The sequence below is a fragment of the Cycloclasticus sp. P1 genome (assembly GCF_000299965.1).
Taxonomy (GTDB): Bacteria; Pseudomonadota; Gammaproteobacteria; order Methylococcales; family Cycloclasticaceae; genus Cycloclasticus; species Cycloclasticus pugetii.
This window is the reverse complement of record NC_018697.1, coordinates 778,971-796,347: the sequence shown is the minus strand read 5'-3', so window position 1 is coordinate 796,347 and position 17,377 is coordinate 778,971. Positions and strand designations below refer to the sequence as shown.

The 17,377-nt window shown below is 42.0% G+C and carries 18 protein-coding genes; 13 read left to right on the top strand and 5 right to left on the bottom strand.

Going from position 1 to position 17,377, the window contains the following annotated elements; all coding sequences use genetic code 11:
* Positions 1-32: 32 nt before the first annotated feature.
* Entirely contained in the window at positions 33-902 is an 870-nt protein-coding gene (locus tag Q91_RS03845) for an alpha/beta fold hydrolase (RefSeq protein WP_015005574.1), read from the bottom strand.
* A 131-nt stretch (positions 903-1,033) separates the two neighbouring features.
* On the opposite strand from Q91_RS03845, the gene Q91_RS03840 reads away from it, so the two are divergent.
* The 3 genes from Q91_RS03840 (at position 1,034) to Q91_RS03830 (ending at position 3,880) form a co-directional block, all read left to right on the top strand.
* Positions 1,034-2,341 (top strand): aromatic ring-hydroxylating dioxygenase subunit alpha, encoded by a 1,308-nt coding sequence (locus Q91_RS03840; RefSeq protein WP_015005573.1) that lies wholly within the window; start codon positions 1,034-1,036, stop codon positions 2,339-2,341.
* A 12-nt stretch (positions 2,342-2,353) separates the two neighbouring features.
* Entirely contained in the window at positions 2,354-2,896 is a 543-nt protein-coding gene (locus Q91_RS03835; protein WP_015005572.1) for a 3-phenylpropionate/cinnamic acid dioxygenase subunit beta, read from the top strand.
* A gap of 318 nt (positions 2,897-3,214) precedes the next feature.
* Positions 3,215-3,880: an OmpW family protein gene (locus Q91_RS03830; protein ID WP_015005571.1), complete on the top strand. Its 666-nt coding sequence runs from the start codon at positions 3,215-3,217 to the stop codon at positions 3,878-3,880.
* Between the two features lie 135 nt (positions 3,881-4,015).
* Here the strand turns inward: Q91_RS03830 and Q91_RS03825 are convergent, their stop codons facing one another.
* On the bottom strand, positions 4,016-5,695 hold the full coding sequence (locus Q91_RS03825) for a glutamine--tRNA ligase/YqeY domain fusion protein (protein WP_015005570.1): 1,680 nt from the start codon (positions 5,693-5,695) through the stop codon (positions 4,016-4,018).
* Between the two features lie 69 nt (positions 5,696-5,764).
* Positions 5,765-7,099 carry a YihY/virulence factor BrkB family protein gene (locus Q91_RS03820; protein ID WP_015005569.1) on the bottom strand — a complete coding sequence of 445 codons (1,335 nt, stop codon included), beginning with the start codon at positions 7,097-7,099 and terminating at the stop codon, positions 5,765-5,767.
* Positions 7,100-7,223: 124 nt separating this feature from the next.
* Here Q91_RS03820 and sufT point away from each other — a divergent pair, with 124 nt between their 5' ends.
* Together sufT and Q91_RS03810 are read left to right on the top strand one after the other, a co-directional pair.
* The gene (gene sufT / locus Q91_RS03815; RefSeq protein WP_015005568.1) at positions 7,224-7,772 is read left to right on the top strand and encodes a putative Fe-S cluster assembly protein SufT; all 549 of its coding nucleotides are present in this window, start codon (positions 7,224-7,226) and stop codon (positions 7,770-7,772) included.
* A gap of 38 nt (positions 7,773-7,810) precedes the next feature.
* Complete coding sequence (locus Q91_RS03810) at positions 7,811-8,494, top strand: sulfite exporter TauE/SafE family protein (protein ID WP_238538359.1); 684 nt, start codon at positions 7,811-7,813, stop codon at positions 8,492-8,494.
* A 2-nt stretch (positions 8,495-8,496) separates the two neighbouring features.
* Here Q91_RS03810 and ccoS read toward each other — a convergent pair whose 3' ends face one another.
* Together ccoS and Q91_RS03800 are read right to left on the bottom strand one after the other, a co-directional pair.
* Positions 8,497-8,688, bottom strand: coding sequence for a cbb3-type cytochrome oxidase assembly protein CcoS (ccoS, locus tag Q91_RS03805; protein ID WP_015005566.1), 192 nt, complete (start codon positions 8,686-8,688; stop codon positions 8,497-8,499).
* Positions 8,681-11,137 (bottom strand): heavy metal translocating P-type ATPase, encoded by a 2,457-nt coding sequence (locus Q91_RS03800; RefSeq protein ID WP_015005565.1) that lies wholly within the window; start codon positions 11,135-11,137, stop codon positions 8,681-8,683. The genes ccoS and Q91_RS03800 overlap by 8 nt, the downstream gene beginning before the upstream one ends.
* Positions 11,138-11,201: 64 nt before the next feature.
* On the opposite strand from Q91_RS03800, the gene Q91_RS03795 reads away from it, so the two are divergent.
* The 8 genes from Q91_RS03795 to Q91_RS03760 all read left to right on the top strand — a co-directional run bounded on the left by Q91_RS03795 (position 11,202) and on the right by Q91_RS03760 (position 17,285).
* Positions 11,202-11,918 carry a helix-turn-helix domain-containing protein gene (locus tag Q91_RS03795; RefSeq protein WP_015005564.1) on the top strand — a complete coding sequence of 239 codons (717 nt, stop codon included), beginning with the start codon at positions 11,202-11,204 and terminating at the stop codon, positions 11,916-11,918.
* Between the two features lie 155 nt (positions 11,919-12,073).
* Positions 12,074-13,486: a cytochrome-c oxidase, cbb3-type subunit I gene (gene ccoN / locus Q91_RS03790; protein WP_015005563.1), complete on the top strand. Its 1,413-nt coding sequence runs from the start codon at positions 12,074-12,076 to the stop codon at positions 13,484-13,486.
* A gap of 15 nt (positions 13,487-13,501) precedes the next feature.
* The gene (gene ccoO / locus Q91_RS03785) at positions 13,502-14,110 is read left to right on the top strand and encodes a cytochrome-c oxidase, cbb3-type subunit II (RefSeq protein WP_015005562.1); all 609 of its coding nucleotides are present in this window, start codon (positions 13,502-13,504) and stop codon (positions 14,108-14,110) included.
* Between the two features lie 3 nt (positions 14,111-14,113).
* The gene (locus Q91_RS03780; RefSeq protein WP_015005561.1) at positions 14,114-14,287 is read left to right on the top strand and encodes a cbb3-type cytochrome c oxidase subunit 3; all 174 of its coding nucleotides are present in this window, start codon (positions 14,114-14,116) and stop codon (positions 14,285-14,287) included.
* Positions 14,284-15,174 carry a cytochrome-c oxidase, cbb3-type subunit III gene (gene ccoP, locus Q91_RS03775; RefSeq protein ID WP_015005560.1) on the top strand — a complete coding sequence of 297 codons (891 nt, stop codon included), beginning with the start codon at positions 14,284-14,286 and terminating at the stop codon, positions 15,172-15,174. Before Q91_RS03780 ends, ccoP begins: the two co-directional genes overlap by 4 nt.
* Positions 15,175-15,181: 7 nt before the next feature.
* The gene (locus Q91_RS03770; RefSeq protein WP_015005559.1) at positions 15,182-15,424 is read left to right on the top strand and encodes a hypothetical protein; all 243 of its coding nucleotides are present in this window, start codon (positions 15,182-15,184) and stop codon (positions 15,422-15,424) included.
* A complete protein-coding gene (gene ccoG / locus Q91_RS03765) occupies positions 15,421-16,809 on the top strand; it encodes a cytochrome c oxidase accessory protein CcoG (protein ID WP_015005558.1) in 1,389 nt (462 codons plus the stop codon). Before Q91_RS03770 ends, ccoG begins: the two co-directional genes overlap by 4 nt.
* Positions 16,809-17,285, top strand: coding sequence for a FixH family protein (locus Q91_RS03760; RefSeq protein ID WP_020161970.1), 477 nt, complete (start codon positions 16,809-16,811; stop codon positions 17,283-17,285). The genes ccoG and Q91_RS03760 overlap by 1 nt, the downstream gene beginning before the upstream one ends.
* Positions 17,286-17,377: the final 92 nt, after the last annotated feature.

The following is a 17,377-nucleotide window of genomic DNA, read 5'->3' as shown; positions in this document are numbered from 1 at the left end:
CACCTCTCTTAACACAGAGCGATAAAGTTGAATTATTCGAGCAAGAATTCTAAATGCAGTTTATTGAACTCTTCTGGTTCTTCCCATTGCGGCCAATGCGCGCTTTGTTCCAAAATAATCATCCGTGCATTAGGAATTTTCTTCATGCCTTCTTGCGCTAACTCAACAGGCTGACCTGGGTTGTGTCGTGTCCATAAAACCAATGTAGGGCATTGAATGTTGCGCATGGATTCAGGGTTAACCCATTTATCGCACCATTGATCATTAATAACACCCCCTAAAATACTATTGGCAATTTTCCCCATCACCGGCAACATACCGGGCTGATCATAGATTTGATAACGAACATCTATAATCTCGTCAGTTAATGTTTTTTCAGGCTCAGCCATCAACCAGCTCATTCTAGCTCGCACGATCTCTTTAGTTAATTGACCCGCTGCTTTTTTTGAACGTTCCAGCGCATCGGCTAATTCGGCTTTCCCTTCACCGTTTGGTGCCATTAGGATGCCTGTATTTTGTACTAGTTTAATAACTCTTTCAGGGTGTTTTATAGCTGTCCACGATGCCACCATTGCCCCTAACGACTCACCAGACAAATACACTTTATCCGCCCCTATTGTGTCGATAAAGTTAACCAAATGTTCAACAAAATCATCCATATCGTATTCACAGTCGGGTCTATCTGTATAGCCGTGACCAATCATGTCGTAGGCATAAACATGAAAGTGTTTCGCGTGTTCTTCAATATTTCTAACGTAGGCCTCAGCATGCCCGCCGGTTCCGTGTAAAAAAATTAAAACGGGACCACTACCTGCCTCTATAACACGGGTTTTAATACCCTTAACATCGTAATATTTCTGGCTGTACTCAACGCCCATAAGATCTGTCCAGATACTGCTCATTGTGTTCTCCTTATTTTAAATTGTGTTTGCTGATTTGTTGTTGAACATCCAATATTAAGATATTCTTATAAAGTTAAAACTAATGATAGTTTGGTTTAAATTTAAATACAACACACTGGAGAATAAGACAAATGAGCCGGATTGAAGAACTTAAGTCGATGGTTGATCTACAAAATGGTCGCATCGACCGACGTATTTTTTGGGAAGATTGGATTTACCAGCTGGAGCTCGAAAAACTATTTGCTAAATCATGGTTATTTGTCGCTCATGAAAGTCAGGTAAAAAACACAGGTGATTTTGTTACTACTTATATGGGACAAGATAACGTGATTGTTTCTCGCCACAAAGATGGCAATATCCATGTGTTTACAAATTCATGCACTCATCGTGGCAACCGTATTTGCTTTGCAGACCGCGGGCAAGCTAGGCAGTTTACTTGTAATTATCATGGATGGGCTTTTGGCACCGATGGCGCCCTATTGGGGATGCATGAAGAAACGCATTATGAAGGGTATATTAATAAAGCTGAACACGGTTTACAAAATGCACGTGTTGAAACCTACAAAGGATTGGTATTTGCTTGTTTTGACGATGAAGCACCCAGACTAGAAGACTTTTTGGGCGATTTTCGCTGGTATTTAGATGTTATTCTTGACCAAACCGAAGAAGGAACCGAATTTATTGGTGGTTGCATCAAGAATATGTACAACGCTAACTGGAAGTTCGGTGCCGAAAACTTTGTTGGCGACTCACTTCATGTTGGTTGGACACATGCCTCCGGCACAAGAGCGGTTAGTAAAGGTGGCGAAGTACCTGAGTACATGCCAGTCGACCCTGAATCTTTTCATGCCAACGCAAATGGTCATGGCTGGGAAGGCGGCACCGATGGTGTGGGCACTTTAGCACTTATATCCAGTGGTGACCCAACGTTGGTCGAATACTTTGAGAATGAGCGTAAAAACATGGCTAAACGCCTTGGTGAGCTTCGTGCTCGTAAATTATATGGCTCGGTTATATCGGCAACGGTTTTCCCCAATTTTTCATTTTTACCCGGCATTAACACCATGAGAACTTGGTTACCAAAGGGCCCAAGACAATTTGAATTACGTGCTTGGACGATGGTTAACAAAAGCATGCCTGACCATATCAGAGAAATTGTTCAAAACGCCTGTGTAATGACCTTTTCACCCAGTGGTATTTTTGAAATGGACGATGGTGAAAACTGGGAAAATGCTACTCAAGCCAATGAAGGCGTTGTAACCCGAAAACAAAGCCTGCACTATGGATTAAGATCAGGAACCAGTCGCCGAGATGACCCCGAATTACCTGGCAACATCAGTAAACCAATGTACAGCGATGTTAATCAATTAGCGTTTTATCAACGCTGGATGGACTATTTAAGCGCCGATTCTTGGGACGATATTCCTAAGTTCCGTTAAAGGGTAATTCAGATGACTACAACAACAAACATACAAACTAAAATGACTGATACTGATCAAATGTTACTTTGGTATAAAGTAAACCAATTTTATAATCAAGAAGCACGCGCATTAGACGATGAAGACTATGAAACTTGGTTTTCGATGCTAGCAGAAGACTTACAGTACTGGATGCCCGCAAGAGAAAGCGTGTTTCGCAAGGATGAAAAACCCGATTCAACCAGCAATATGAACCATTACAATGAAACTTTGCCCAGTTTGCAATTACGTGTGGCAAGGCTTCATAGTGGCGCCGCTTGGGCAGAAGACCCGCGCACACGCTATCGACATATTGTTTCTAATGTTGAAGTGGAGCTAGGCGACGCCGCAGGTGAAATCAAGGTGCGATCTAATACATTAGTTTACAGAAGCAGATTAGAGCGTGAAGAGTATTGGTTACTTGCCAAACGGGATGATGTCTTACGCGAAGCCGATGGTTCTTTTAAGGTTGCTAAACGCAAAATAACACCTGACTTCACCTCGTTATTAAGCAAAAACCTTAACGTTTTCTTATAAAAACAACCCAATAGCCTGTTAAATTTTTACAGGTGGTTTTTCAGCCAATGCCTTAACAACGCAACCTTAGGAATGATAACCACCTGTAAAAAATCAGGGCCATAAACCTTAACTATTAGAGCTTTAAGCACTAAGTTTTTGCCGTCATTTTTTAAAAAAAAATTGACTCATCTCATTTTAATTAGCGTTCACCCCTCTGTAGAGATGCATTTCGCCGATCTCTGATATAGATCATAGAAGAAAACACAGCCTCTTTACTAAGATATTTGTCATTAGCCGCTTTGGCTTTTAACAATTCTTAACTATGGAGATGGATGAATGAAGCTTATCAAAAACACGACTGTTTTATGTGCGGCCTTAGGTTTAACTGTTATAGCAACACCTTCGTTATCTTATGAAACGGGTGACCTTATTGTTCGAAGTCGAATTATTAGTGTTGACCCTCAAGACGACAGTAGCAGTGTCAGTATAAATGGCGCATCGGTAGCTGGCAGTGGCGCGTCTGTTAATTCAGACATTATGCCAGAGCTAGACTTTACCTATATGCTCGATCCTCATTGGGGTTTAGAGCTGATTTTAGCGTACACCGAACATAAAGTTGATGCTGGTGGTTCTTTAGGTGGCTTAAACCAAATTGGCGATACTAAAGTATTACCACCTACTCTAACCTTGCAATATCATTTTGCACCAACATCAAATATCCGCCCTTATGTAGGCGCCGGTATTAACTATACTCACTTCTTTGACTCCACTGTAAAAGGGGCTTTAGATGCACCCGGAGCAGACCTTGAGATAGATGATTCATGGGGACTTGCTGCACAAGCAGGTGTTGATATTGACCTGAATGACACCTGGTTTGTTAACTTTGATGTTAAGTACATTGATATCGAAGCGGATGCGCATATTAAAAATGGCGCCAATATCAAAGTAGATATTGATATAGACCCTATCGTTTGGGGTATTGGTATAGGCCGGACATTCTAAAAAAATATTGTCGCCTTAAAAAGCTCAACCGCCATCGGCGGTTGGGCTTTTTAAATACACTGTTTTTGCAGCCAAGCATTTATTCACCAGATGACTTGGTGATTAACACTGTTTCCTTGTTTAGTAATAATCCATTTACTTCTTTTTAGCCCAAGAATCTCTCAGCGTTACAATTCGATTAAACACAAGGTTTTCTGGTGTTGAGTCCACACTGTCTTGGCAAAAATACCCTTGACGTTCAAATTGATAAGCTGATGATCCCGCAGTGGATAACGATGCTTCTAGCTGGCAATTTTTTAGTACCTGTACTGACTCGTTATTAATAAACGTTTTATAGTCCTGATCACTTTCTGAGGCTGGCGCAGGAATGCTAAACAAACGATCGTATTGCCTGACCTCTGCGTTAACTGAGTGTTTTGCTGATACCCAATGAATGGTGCCTTTTACCTTACGACCATCTTCCGACTTTCCACCGCGCGTTTCAGGGTCGTAGGTACAGTGAACTTCTGTTACCTCACCGTTTGCATCTTTCACAACATGGGTGCACGTGACATAGTAAGCAAAGCGCAGCCTCACTTCACGGCCTTCGGTTAAGCGGAAAAATTTCTTTGGAGCACCTTCCATGTAGTCGCTTCGTTCAATATATAACACCTTGGAGAAAGGAATATCACGCTGTCCCTGTTCCGGCTTTTTGGGATGATTGACGCCACGTAATATTTCTTCTTGATCTTCTGGGTAGTTATCAATAACTAACTTAATAGGGTCTAAAACCGCCAATGCTCTGGGCGAGTTATCATCTAAATCTTCTCGTAATGAGTTTTCTAACACGCTCATTTCAACAATATTATCTTTTTTGGTGACCCCAATTCGTGAACAAAAATCACGTATAGCATTGGCCGTATAACCGCGTCGACGCATTCCGCTTAGCGTTGGTAAACGCGGGTCATCCCAGCCATTAACATAACCGCCCTCTACTAATTCGTGCAGTTTACGTTTGCTCATAACCGTGTAATCGAGGTTTAAACGAGAAAACTCAATCTGTTGTGGGTGTACTGGCGTTTGCAATTCATCTAAAAACCAATCATACAAAGGACGATGATCTTCAAATTCAAGCGTACAAAGCGAGTGTGTAATGCCTTCAATGGCATCTGATACACAATGAGCAAAATCGTACATTGGGTAGATATGCCACTTATTACCCGTCATAGGGTGTGACATATTTTTAATGCGGTAAATGGCTGGGTCACGCATATTAATATTCGGCGCTGCCATATCAATTTTTGCACGTAATAAATGCTCACCTTCAGCAAACTCCCCATTTTTCATGCGTTCTAATAAATCGATGTTCTCATCAATAGACCGCTCCCTAAATGGGCTATTTTTACCGGGTTCCGTCAAATTACCTCGGTAAAGCCGAATGTCTTCTGCAGACAAGCTATCTACATATGCCTTGCCTTTTTTTATCAGCTGAACTGCATAGGCATACAGTTGATCAAAGTAGTCAGAGGTATGGTGAAGGTTCTCTCCCCAATCGAAACCGAGCCATTGCACATCTTCTTTAATAGCATCAATATACTCTGACTTTTCTTTACCGGGGTTTGTATCATCAAACCGTAAATGACAAACAGAATTGTTGTAGTCTTGTGAAATACCAAAATTAAGACAAATAGATTTTGCGTGCCCAATATGCAAATAGCCATTTGGCTCGGGCGGAAAACGTGTGATGACTTGCTGATGCTTGCCCGACGCTATATCGGCATCGATAATAGTACGTATAAAATTACTCGGGCTTGACTCAATCTTCTTATCATTCATCGACGGAACACCTAATTCTAAATTAAGCGCCGAATTTTAAAGCATCTTGCGGGTAACGTCTTTAAAAAGTCACTGCTGCTTACTATCAACAACCAAGTCACGCACTGTTTTATTGCCTAAAGAGGCACTAATGGCCTTATCAATTCCATTAACGAGCTCTAATGATTGGCTTTTTAATGTTAGTACATTAGCCGCCAAGAAGTGGTCTTCTTCTGCACATCGAACCGCTTGTATAACATCGCTTAATAGTAAAACATCCAATGATTTGGCCGGTAAATAAGCAACCGGTGTCTCATTCGTCCCTATCACTAGATGTTGCGCTATTAGTTTTTTAAGAACATAACGAACGACTGTATGTGGTGCAGAGATATCACCGGTTAAATCAGCCATTGTAGGCGGCTTCTCCCCTGCATAATGTTTTTCACCAACCAATTGCATTAACAATAGAGCAATGCGTTCCTTAACCCGATTACTTATTTCAAAACCGCCCCTATCGACCCTGAGAGACGATGGGTTTTGCACATAAAAGGCAAGGTTAGAGCCAAACAGTAAAATTAACCAACTGATATAGAGCCAAATCAACAGCATAATCACCACAGCAAAACTGGAGTAAATAGCTGTGTACTTCGTTGAATTAACAACAAATGTTGCAAATAAAAGGCCTGATGATTCCCATAAAAACCCTGCTACGATTGCCCCGATTAAAGCCGCTGATAGGCGCACACGCGTATTGGGCACAAACATATAGATAAATGTAAAGGCGCCCATCACCATGAGATAAGGCAGCAATTTGGTTGCTAGCACAATCAAACTACCAAAAGGCTCGATGGTCGCAAAATAAGTCACAATAGAGGAACTCATGATGGTAGCGGTTACCCCTATCGCAGAAACCATCATGACTGGGCCAATTAAAATAACACTCAAGTAACTACTAAACCGCTCTCCAATGCTACGGGTCGTTTCAACATGCCAAATCATATTGAATGCATTTTCTATTTTTTGGACTAGCGACAAAACGGTGTAAATTAACAAACCTAAGCCAACCGAGCCGAGCACCCCGACTTTTATATTATCGATAAACCCAATTATATTTTCACCAATTTGGGTGCCTTGCTCACCAAGCGGTGCTAAAAATTGAAATAGGAAAGGCTCAATTTCATTATGCACACCCATTGCTTTTAACACCGAAAAGCTCAACGCCAATAAGGGCACAATGGATAACAGCGTGGTATAAACCAAACTCATCGCCCTTAGGCTTAGCTGCCCTTCTATTAAATCTGTGACAGACACGTATACCACACGTAATATTTTCAATAACAGTAGATGGAATGGTGACAGCCCTGTTTCATCTGGCCAGAGCAACGAGGTGACTTTATCTTGCAAGTTAAATTTATTTTTTTGCACGTATTAGCTCCCAGGCCTTTGTTATTGTCTGTTCTTTTTTTCCCTCAAATATCCTACAGGCTTCGCTTTTCGTAAACAACACAGGTATCATTTACGCAATCTCACTTTTCATTTTATTTTTTTTATGTCAGAACAAGAATCCATCGAACTAAACAGAGACGTTAATGCCATCGTTATCCCTGCGGGGATCCATGTTCGGCTCAAAAAAGGTGATGTCGTTACCATCATGCAGTCACTGGGCGGCTCTTATACCGTATCAAGCGAAACAGGTATTATTGCTCGAATTTCAGCCATTGATGCTGATGTTTTAGGTAAGGAAGTTGAAGTTGTTCATGCTTATGAAACCGGCACAGACCCTGAATCAGTGCGTGAAGCTTGTTGGGCTTTTATGAAAACCGTCTACGACCCTGAAATACCGGTCAATGTCGTTGACCTTGGGCTAATTTATGATTGCACCGTTCGCGCCCTAACTGACGGCTTGAATCATGTACACGTTACAATGACCCTAACCGCACCGGGTTGTGGCATGGGCCCGGTTATTCAAGCTGATATTGAATCGGGTATTAAGCATATGGAAGGGGTTGAGACTGTTGAAGTAGAGGTTGTTTTAGACCCGCCTTGGAATCAAAACATGATGTCTGAAGCTGCAAAACTTCAACTAGGGATGCTTTAGACGCTGCGCTTATCTGCTAAAGCCGTTATTGCTACCCCTTGTTGACACAAAGCACTTACTTTATTGCATTTACCTTTGGTCTATTGGGGTCTACCCATTGTGTTCCAATGTGTGGAGGAATAGTCGGCATATTAAGCCAACAAACGAATTCGTCTAGTTATCAAACTGTTACAAAAACACTGTCCTATAATGCTGGGCGTATTCTTAGTTATAGTTTTATTGGTTTTTTAGCTGGTAGCATAAGCCATGTGGCTCTTTCGCCAATGGATACAGCCGCGTTGATGTTGTTTTCAAAGTACTTAACGTCTATTTTTATGCTTGCCTTCGGTTTTTACCTCTTAGGCTGGCTAAATTTTCTCAGTTACTTAGAGCGTTTTGGCCAACGCTTATGGAAACGCCTGTCGCCACTTAGTCGTCAACTATTACCCATCCAACATAAACGTGATGCGTTTCTCCTCGGTATTATCTGGGGCTGGCTGCCATGTGGACTGGTCTATTCTGCACTGGCATGGAGTCTTGCCAGCGCGCACCCTCTAAATGGCGCCTTAATTATGTTAAGTTTTGGCCTAGGCACCTTACCGATGTTAATGACCATGGGAATAGCGTCAGAAAAACTAACCCAATTTACACGCTCACTACTTATTCGACGCAGTGTTGGTGGCTTAATTATTATTTTTGCGCTGTTTAAATTAATTAACCCCATGGGTATGTCTATGCAGTAACGTTATTTGTCTGTTTTATTGTCAGCCTTGTTGTCATCAGCACCTAATTCTTCATTCTCTTCTTCATACAAAATACTGTGGCCCGGCCCCTCTAAATCATCAAACTGCCCAGACCGCACCGCCCATAAAAAAATAGCGGCTATTAGCACCAGCAAAACAACCGATACGGGAATTAAAAAATACAAGCTATCCAACGTGTAACCTCGATATTTTTTTGCTCTTACTGGCTGCTGGGAGCACAAAGCGCAAGAGAAAAGAGTTTAAAACAACCACCAAGGAACTAATCGACATGCCGAGTGCTGCTTGCCAAGGCTCTACATGCCCTGCCATTGCTAATGGTAAAGCACCAATGTTATATACCAGTGCCCAAGCCATATTTTGCTTAATAATTGCCTTGGTCTTTTTTGATAGCTTAAAGACGTGTTGAAGGTTTTGCATATCATTATTCATTAACAAGATATCCGATGATGCACGTGCCAATTGACTTGCACCAGAAACAGAAATAGAAACATCCGCCTTAGCCAAAATGGGCGCATCATTAACACCATCACCCACCATAGCCACTTGCTCGCCGCCCCTTTGCATGCGGTCGATTTCTTTTAGTTTATCACTCGGTGTGGCATCCGATTTAAAATCCTCAATAGCTACTTTTTTCGCTAACCATGCAACGGGACTGAGTTTATCACCACTTAATAAGCTCACTTTTTTTCCATCGCTTTTTAACCAATTAACAGCTGAAGAAGCCCCCTGCCTTATATCATCATGTATTTCAAAAACAGCGAGGCATTGCACATCATCAGCCAAATACACCTGTGTTACATTTGAATTATGAGTCTCAAACATTAACCCAGATGACTGCTTAATATATTGCTGAGATCCAATATAATAGGTTTTACCCTCTATCGAGCCTTTTAAACCGGCGCCATTGGTTTGCTCTATTGCGCTGGCTGGTTGAGGGTTTACCGTTTTTTCATGTTTAAAAGCACGCGCGATAGGGTGATCTGAAAAGCGCTCTAAACTAATGGCTATATCCATTATGCTTTGCTTATCACGCCCATCAAACACAGTGCAATCAGATACATTCATACTGCCTTCGGTGAGCGTGCCCGTTTTATCAAAAACGACCCGATTAATACTGGCTAATTTTTCTAACGCAGTCCCTTTTGTAATAATAATGCCGTGGTCAAATAACGCACTCATCGCAGCTGTATAAGCAGTTGGCGTCGCAAGGGATAACGCACACGGGCAGGTCACCACTAGGACCGACAAGGCCGTTGAAAACCAATCCACATGACCTTGCCAATAACCAAATATAGCGCTACCCAAGGTGACCAAAATAACCATTAAAACAAATACACTAGCAAAACGGTCTGCTGTTTCGACCCAAGCAGGCTTCTGTGCATGGGCTTGTTCGATTAAACGTGCAATGGTTGATAAGGTACTGTCTTTTCCAACGCAGCTCACCTTTGCTATTAAGGTGTTATCTAAATTATGGCTACCGCCTAATACACTGTCATTGAGGCGTTTACGAATCGGTTCACTTTCACCGGTTAAAATTGACTCATCTACCTGCGATTCACCGTCCACAACAACTGCATCTGCCGGCACCACTTCTCCTGGGTTAATTTGTATGTAATCGCCCAATGCTAACGAATTTGCTGCAACTTTATGGGTAACGTTGTTTTCAGCTATCCGTTTAGCCATCATTGGCACCGCCTGTGTAATACGCTCACTCGAACTCATCGCGTACCAACGGGTGAGAAACTCTACATATCGCGCTAACATAAGAAATAATACAAACATACAAACTGACTCGTAATACGTATCACCTTTACCTTGGTAGGTATTAAAAAGGCTGGCAAAAAAACCCAGGCTTATACCCAATGCAACAGGCACATCCATACCCGGCATTTTATTTTTAATATCTCGACAAGCCGCATATAAAAATGGCTTCGCTGAAAACAATAAGACCGGCAGTGTTAATAAGGCGCTAATCCATTTTAAAAACTGCAACATATTAGGGTCAATTTCACTTGGGTCCGCTACATAGATACCTAATGTGATCATCATCACCTGCATACCACAAAATACAGCCACACCAATTCTACTAAGAAAGTCTTTGCGTTCTTTTTGCAAGTTAAGGAACTGCTTATTCGCATCAAAGGTAACTGCCTGATACCCAATGGCTCTTATCGCCGTTAGTACATCGGCAATATTGATCTCGTGACCGATGGTTTTAAGTAACCCACGCCGAGTCGCATAATTAATCTTAAACGACACCACGCCGCGTAGTTTTTGAACTTGCCGCTCCAATAACCATATACAGGCAGAGCAAGTAATCCCCTCGATGATAAGTGAGGTCTCTATGACTTCTTCGTTAGAGCAATCGGTTTCTAACGATGCAGCCGTATTAAACTCAAGCTCTTCACTTAACGAATCCATTGAAACTGCATAAGCGGTACGTTTTTGGTAATAATCTGCCAAACCATTATTTATAATCGCTTGCGCCACGGCTTCACAGCCTGGACAACACATGGCTCTCCACTGCCCATCAAAATTAATACCCCACTTCGTTGTGCTTGGCACTTCAAGGCCACAGTGAAAGCAAACAACTTCTTTTTCTAATTTAGTGTCAATTGTCATCAGTTAGACAGTGGAATTCATGTTCAAATAAGGTAATATATTCATTTTCAATAGTTTAGATTGAATGAGCGTATCAGCTAAAAATTTATTTCGTGATTTAACTGTATCTTGTAGTAACTGCAGCCTAGGTGATTTATGTATACCTCATGGCTTAGCTCCACAAGATATTGATCGGCTAGATGACTCGGTCAGCCATACAAAACTGTTGCAAGCGGGTGATATTCTTTATCACCAAAACTCTCCTTTTAAGTCGTTATATGCACTCAAATCTGGTTCTGTCAAAATTATCAGCAAAAGTGATGAATCTGATGATGTAATGGGTGTTTATCTTCCCGGCGAAATTATTGGTTTTGATGGTGTCGCTACTGACAGATACCAATGTTCGATTCATGCACTTGAAACCAGCAATATTTGTGAAATAGACCTTGAGAGTTTACAAGAAAACATCCCAAGTATTTTTAAACAATTACTCAAGCATGCTAGCAAATCAATAAATCAAAGCAACAATACAAACGCTACTAGTAAAGTTAGTGCTGAAAAACGTATTGTTTCATTGCTATTAGACTTATCGGATCGCTATCGACTACGGGGCTACTTCTATACCGAATTCAACCTTTTCTTATCGCGTAGTGAAATCGGCAGCTTACTCAACCTCTCACCTGAAACCGTTAGCAGGGGCATACGCAAACTTGAACGTGACAACCTCATCACGCTTGAAAACAGACGCCGGATTAAAATCAATAACCTGGAAGGCCTGAAAAACATACTGACGGCTATCTAATTTATCACAAAAAACAAAGCATTTAGCCCGAGCTAAGCCCACAAAATAACTTGATTTAACGAAAAACTGATTCAGATCAGGTTTGCCCCAGCTGACCTTTCTTTGCTGCAATACAGCACCTATACTTTAGCCTCTTAAATGACAGAGGTTCTCGCATGGGTACACTTATCTACAACGATACTGTGGTTCGACAATTTTCGATCATGACCGTTGTTTGGGGTATTGTTGGTATGCTTGTCGGCGTCATCATTGCTGCACAATTAGTTTGGCCTGCTCTTAATTTTGACCTGCCTTGGTTAACCTATAGCCGACTTCGGCCGTTACATACAAATGCCGTTATTTTTGCATTTGGTGGCTCTGGTTTAATGGCCACCTCTTTATATGTGGTACAACGAACCTGTCAAGTTCGTTTATTTGCTAACGCCTTGGCTAGCTTTGTCTTTTGGGGTTGGACACTGATTATCGTACTGGCTGCGATTACGCTCCCCTTAGGCTATACACAAAGCGGTGAATATGCCGAATTAATTTGGCCGATTGATATTCTATTAGCGGTTGTTTGGGTAGCCTATGGCATTGTCTTCTTCGGCACTATCGTGAAACGAAAAACACCACATATTTATGTAGCTAATTGGTTCTTTGGCGCTTTTATTCTTACTGTCGCTGTTTTGCATATTGTCCGTTCTTTAGCCATCCCTGTAAGCCTTACCGAGTCTTACCCGATCTACGCTGGCGCAACGGATGCCATGGTGCAATGGTGGTATGGGCATAATGCGGTTGGTTTTTTCCTAACCGCTGGCTTTTTAGGCATGATGTATTATTTTGTTCCTAAGCAAGCCGAACGGCCTATCTATTCATACCGTTTGTCTATTGTGCATTTTTGGGCACTTATTTCTATTTATATGTGGGCAGGACCACATCACCTTCATTACACCGCCCTACCTGACTGGATTCAATCCGTAGGTGCGGCCTTTTCGATCGTTTTATTGGCGCCATCATGGGGCGGTATGATCAACGGCATCATGACTTTATCAGGTGCCTGGCAGAAACTTCGCCATGACCCCATTTTAAAGTTTTTAATTGTTTCACTGTCTTTCTATGGCATGTCTACATTTGAAGGCCCGATGATGGCAATTAAATCTGTCAATGCTCTGTCTCACTATACAGAGTGGACGATAGGGCACGTTCATTCCGGTGCTTTAGGTTGGGTCGCCATGATCACTATAGGTTCTTTGTATTACTTAATCCCAAAGCTATTTGGTAAACAAGATATGTCTAATATGGCACTTGTTGAAACACATTTTTGGGTCGCTACTATTGGCATTGTTCTTTACGTAGCATCCATGTGGATTGCTGGTGTTATGCAAGGGCTGATGTGGGGCGCAATCAATGATGACGGGACACTCACTTATAGTTTTGTAGAGTCTTTATTACGTATGCAGCCTTTTTACCTTATTCGCTTTCTGGGTGGCACCATGTTCCTAATTGGCATGCTTATCATGGCTTACAATGTGTACAAAACTATTAAGGGCTCTGAAGCTTCTAATATTCTTGTACCTCAACATGTTTAACTGGAGAGCATCAAGATGAGTCACGAAAAAGTTGAGACTAATATTGGGTTAATGGTTGTTTTAATCGTCCTCGTTATTTCAGTTGGCGGCTTGATTGAAATTGTCCCTTTATTCTTTATGAAGCAAACGACTGAACCTGTGTCTGGGTTACTGCCCTATAATTCTTTACAGTTAGCTGGCCGAGACGTTTATGTACGCGAAGGCTGCTATGGCTGTCATTCACAAATGATTCGCCCATTCCGTGCAGAAACAGAACGTTATGGCCATTACTCATTAGCCGGTGAGTTTACGTACGATAGACCTTTCCAGTGGGGCTCGAAAAGAACCGGGCCAGACTTACAACGTGTTGGCGGTCGCTATAGTGATGATTGGCATCGTTTACACCTCACAAACCCACGCTTAGTAGTGCCCGAATCCAATATGCCCGGCTACCCTTGGCTTAAGGATAACAAGGTCGATGGTGAGCTCATTGCAAAGAAAATGCGCGCCCTTCGCATTCTTAACACGCCGTATACAGACGAAGACATTGCCAATGCAGCTGATTCTGTAAAAGGAAAAACTGAAATGGACGCACTCATTGCCTATTTGCAGGTTCTCGGGACCCACGTCAGCACAAGGAGATAACGTATGTTTGAACTAAATACACTACGCTCTATTTTGACACTAGCGCTATTTGTACTTTTTATTGCCATTTGGATATGGGCATGGAGCAAAGACCGTAAAAAAGAGTTTGAAGAAGCCGCTAATATCCCCTTTCAAGGTGAAGAGATCAGCGCAACTTTACAAGAGGATAAAAAATGAGTGATTTTTGGTCTATCGTTGTAACGGTTGTCATTCTATTAAATATTATTGGCTGCTATCTACTCATTAGATGGGTTGCCAAGCCCAATAAGGGCGAGGCCAAGCAAGGCGAAGCAACAGGCCATGTTTGGGATAGCGACCTAATGGAACTGAACAATCCAATGCCTCGCTGGTGGTTATACTTGTTCTACATCACCATTGTGTGGGGGTTAATCTACCTACTAATGTACCCCGGTTATGGTAATTACCCCGGCTTATTAGCTTGGACATCGGATAAAAAATACTCTGATGAAGTCCAAGCAGCCAATGAGACCTACGGTCCTATTTTCAGTCAATATGCTGAAACACCCATTATTGAGCTAAGTGAAAACAAAGATGCCAATGCAGTCGGCCAACGCTTATTTGTTAATTATTGCGCACAATGTCATGGTTCTGACGCTGCCGGCTCTAGAGGCTTCCCCAACCTCACGGATAATGAGTGGATCTGGGGCGGTCAACCCACTGATATCCAACACACAATAGCTCACGGACGCACCGGCGTTATGCCTGCTTGGGAGTCAGTCCTCAAACCCATACAAATTAGTTACCTTGCAGACTACCTGATGAGCTTAACTGGCAGACAACATAAAGCGACCGATGCTCAACGTGGTAAAAAAATTTTTGCAAGTTATTGCGCCACCTGCCACCAAGCAGATGCAACCGGCAACCCTTTGCTTGGCGCACCCAACCTTGCTGATAAAATTTGGTTATATGGTGCCTCACGTAACAAAATAATTGAGTCCATTAGTAAAGGCCGTAACGGCCAAATGCCAGCTCATTTGGAGTTTTTGGGCGAGGACAAAATCCATATTCTCTCTGCTTACGTCTATAGCTTATCTAGCCACTAAATTAAGCATGAATTTAGATACTAAACGGATCATTATTGGAACACTGTGGCCATCTTTTTGGATGGCCTGCGTCCTCAGCGGCATTGTTTTTAGTGCCATTGATCCCATCATTATCGCATCACAGATTGGTTTTGATCATATTTCCTATCTCGCCGCTTACTCCTTAGGCTTTATTTTTTTCTGGCTAGCTTGTGCTTGGAGTGGCTTATTCTCAATCATATTTTCTCGTAGCGTAAACAGAAAAAAATGACGTCTCATAAAAATGACTCTATAGAGTCATCGCTTTTTGAAAAACGAAAAAAACTTTACCCTCGTGAAGTCCATGGCCTATTTGCTAACCTAAGAGTGCTCGGTGTAGTCACCCTTCTTGGTCTTTATTACCTCCTTCCCTGGGTTAATTTTAATGGTCACCAGATTGTACTGTTTGATCTACCAGAGCGTAAATTTTACATTTTTCATTGGATTTTCTGGCCTCAAGACTTTATTTATCTTGCCCTACTTTTAATTTGTGCTGCATTTGCACTATTCCTCTTTACTGCGCTAGCCGGTCGATTATGGTGTGGGTACGCTTGCCCACAAACAGTGTGGACCGAAGTTTTTTTATGGATTGAACGAAAAGTTGAAGGAACTCGCTCTCAGCAAATGAAGCTGGACAAACAAGCAAATAGTTTTACGAAATTTCGTATAAAGGCGACCAAACATGCCATTTGGCTGATCTTTTCGTTGTATACCGGCTTCACATTTGTCGGTTTCTTTACGCCTATTAGGGATCTAGCACAGGGCATTGCCTCGTTTAACCTAGGTCCATGGGAAACCTTCTGGTTTCTATTTTATAGTTTTGCAACCTATGGCAATGCAGGCTGGTTAAGAGAACAGGTCTGTATGTATATGTGCCCCTATGCTCGCTTTCAAAGCGCCATGCTAGACAAAAACACCTTAGTGATCTCGTATGACGCCCTAAGAGGCGAACCTAGAGGGCGGAGAAAAAGAGGCGAGGATTTCAAAGAAAAACAGTTAGGCAGCTGTATAGACTGTAGTTTATGTGTTCAAGTCTGCCCAACAGGAATTGATATTCGTAACGGACTGCAATATGAATGCATTGGCTGTGCCGCCTGCATTGATGTGTGCAACGACGTTATGGATAAAATGAATTACCCACGTGGGCTGATTAAATACACCACCGAGAACCATATGGAAGGCAAGAAAACTAACTTGCTAAGGCCACGAATTGTCATCTACAGTCTACTGCTCATCGGTATTTTATCTGGCGTTATCTATTCTATTGAAACACGGGATGCTGTTGAGCTAAATGTCCTAAGAGATCGAAATGCACTATACCGTGAAGATTATGAAGGAACCATCAGTAATACTTACACGATTAAAATCTTAAATATGGATACTGTTGACCACACCTACAGCTTAAAGGTCACCGGTATAGAAGGCATTAAAACCTCTATCAAAGATCCTATCCATGTTAACGCCGGCCAAGTATTAGAAATGCCGTTACAATTATCCGCCGACCCAGATACGCTTCATACAACCTCAATCAACCTGACTTTATCGGTGCAAGCAACAGATGATGCCAGCATTTCAACTGAATCAGAAGGCCGATTTATTGGCCCATTAGAACCTTAATGATGAATACTCTTCGTGAAGACAGCCTCCCTTGGTATAAACAATTTTGGCCCTGGTTTTTAATACTACTTCCGCTAAGCGTCGTTGTTGCCAGCATAATTACCTTCCTCATTGCTCAAGGGAACCCTCCTTCCTTGGTCCAAAGTGATTATTACAAAGAGGGGCTCGCCATAAACGCCAGCAAACAGCTTGAAGAAAAGGCTCTAAGACTTGGTGTCTCAGCAGTTGTCAGTGTTAATAGTACCGCTCTTACCGTCCATTTAAATGCCCCTAAGGTTCAACCGTCACACTTAATCGTTGCGCTACGACATCCCACGCTTGAGCAATATGACCAGACTCTCAACTTGGTTAAAATAGCCAACGGTATCTACCAAACTCCTTTTAAATTACCCAAACAAGGCAAATGGTATATATACATCACTCCACCTAATAACCATTGGAAGATCTCAAGAACGTCTACTTTAACGACGCCATAGCACTGCCAAGCTCGGTTCTTATTACCATATAAGAACCACTAATCCTACCTGCAAGACGACCCTCAATTAAAAGTCAAAATATTGTCGTTTTA

Excerpts from the sequence above, each read along its gene's own strand:
- Q91_RS03845 (WP_015005574.1), bottom strand. The coding sequence starts at position 902 with ATGAGCAGTATCTGGACAGATCTTATGGGCGTTGAGTACAGCCAGAAA.
- Q91_RS03840 (WP_015005573.1), top strand. The coding sequence starts at position 1,034 with ATGAGCCGGATTGAAGAACTTAAGTCGATGGTTGATCTACAAAATGGT.
- Q91_RS03835 (WP_015005572.1), top strand. The coding sequence starts at position 2,354 with ATGACTACAACAACAAACATACAAACTAAAATGACTGATACTGATCAA.
- Q91_RS03830 (WP_015005571.1), top strand. The coding sequence starts at position 3,215 with ATGAAGCTTATCAAAAACACGACTGTTTTATGTGCGGCCTTAGGTTTA.
- Q91_RS03825 (WP_015005570.1), bottom strand. The coding sequence starts at position 5,695 with ATGAATGATAAGAAGATTGAGTCAAGCCCGAGTAATTTTATACGTACT.
- sufT (WP_015005568.1), top strand. The coding sequence starts at position 7,224 with ATGTCAGAACAAGAATCCATCGAACTAAACAGAGACGTTAATGCCATC.
- Q91_RS03800 (WP_015005565.1), bottom strand. The coding sequence starts at position 11,137 with ATGACAATTGACACTAAATTAGAAAAAGAAGTTGTTTGCTTTCACTGT.
- Q91_RS03795 (WP_015005564.1), top strand. The coding sequence starts at position 11,202 with ATGAGCGTATCAGCTAAAAATTTATTTCGTGATTTAACTGTATCTTGT.
- ccoN (WP_015005563.1), top strand. The coding sequence starts at position 12,074 with ATGGGTACACTTATCTACAACGATACTGTGGTTCGACAATTTTCGATC.
- ccoO (WP_015005562.1), top strand. The coding sequence starts at position 13,502 with ATGAGTCACGAAAAAGTTGAGACTAATATTGGGTTAATGGTTGTTTTA.
- Q91_RS03780 (WP_015005561.1), top strand. The coding sequence starts at position 14,114 with ATGTTTGAACTAAATACACTACGCTCTATTTTGACACTAGCGCTATTT.
- ccoP (WP_015005560.1), top strand. The coding sequence starts at position 14,284 with ATGAGTGATTTTTGGTCTATCGTTGTAACGGTTGTCATTCTATTAAAT.
- Q91_RS03770 (WP_015005559.1), top strand. The coding sequence starts at position 15,182 with ATGAATTTAGATACTAAACGGATCATTATTGGAACACTGTGGCCATCT.
- ccoG (WP_015005558.1), top strand. The coding sequence starts at position 15,421 with ATGACGTCTCATAAAAATGACTCTATAGAGTCATCGCTTTTTGAAAAA.
- Q91_RS03760 (WP_020161970.1), top strand. The coding sequence starts at position 16,809 with ATGATGAATACTCTTCGTGAAGACAGCCTCCCTTGGTATAAACAATTT.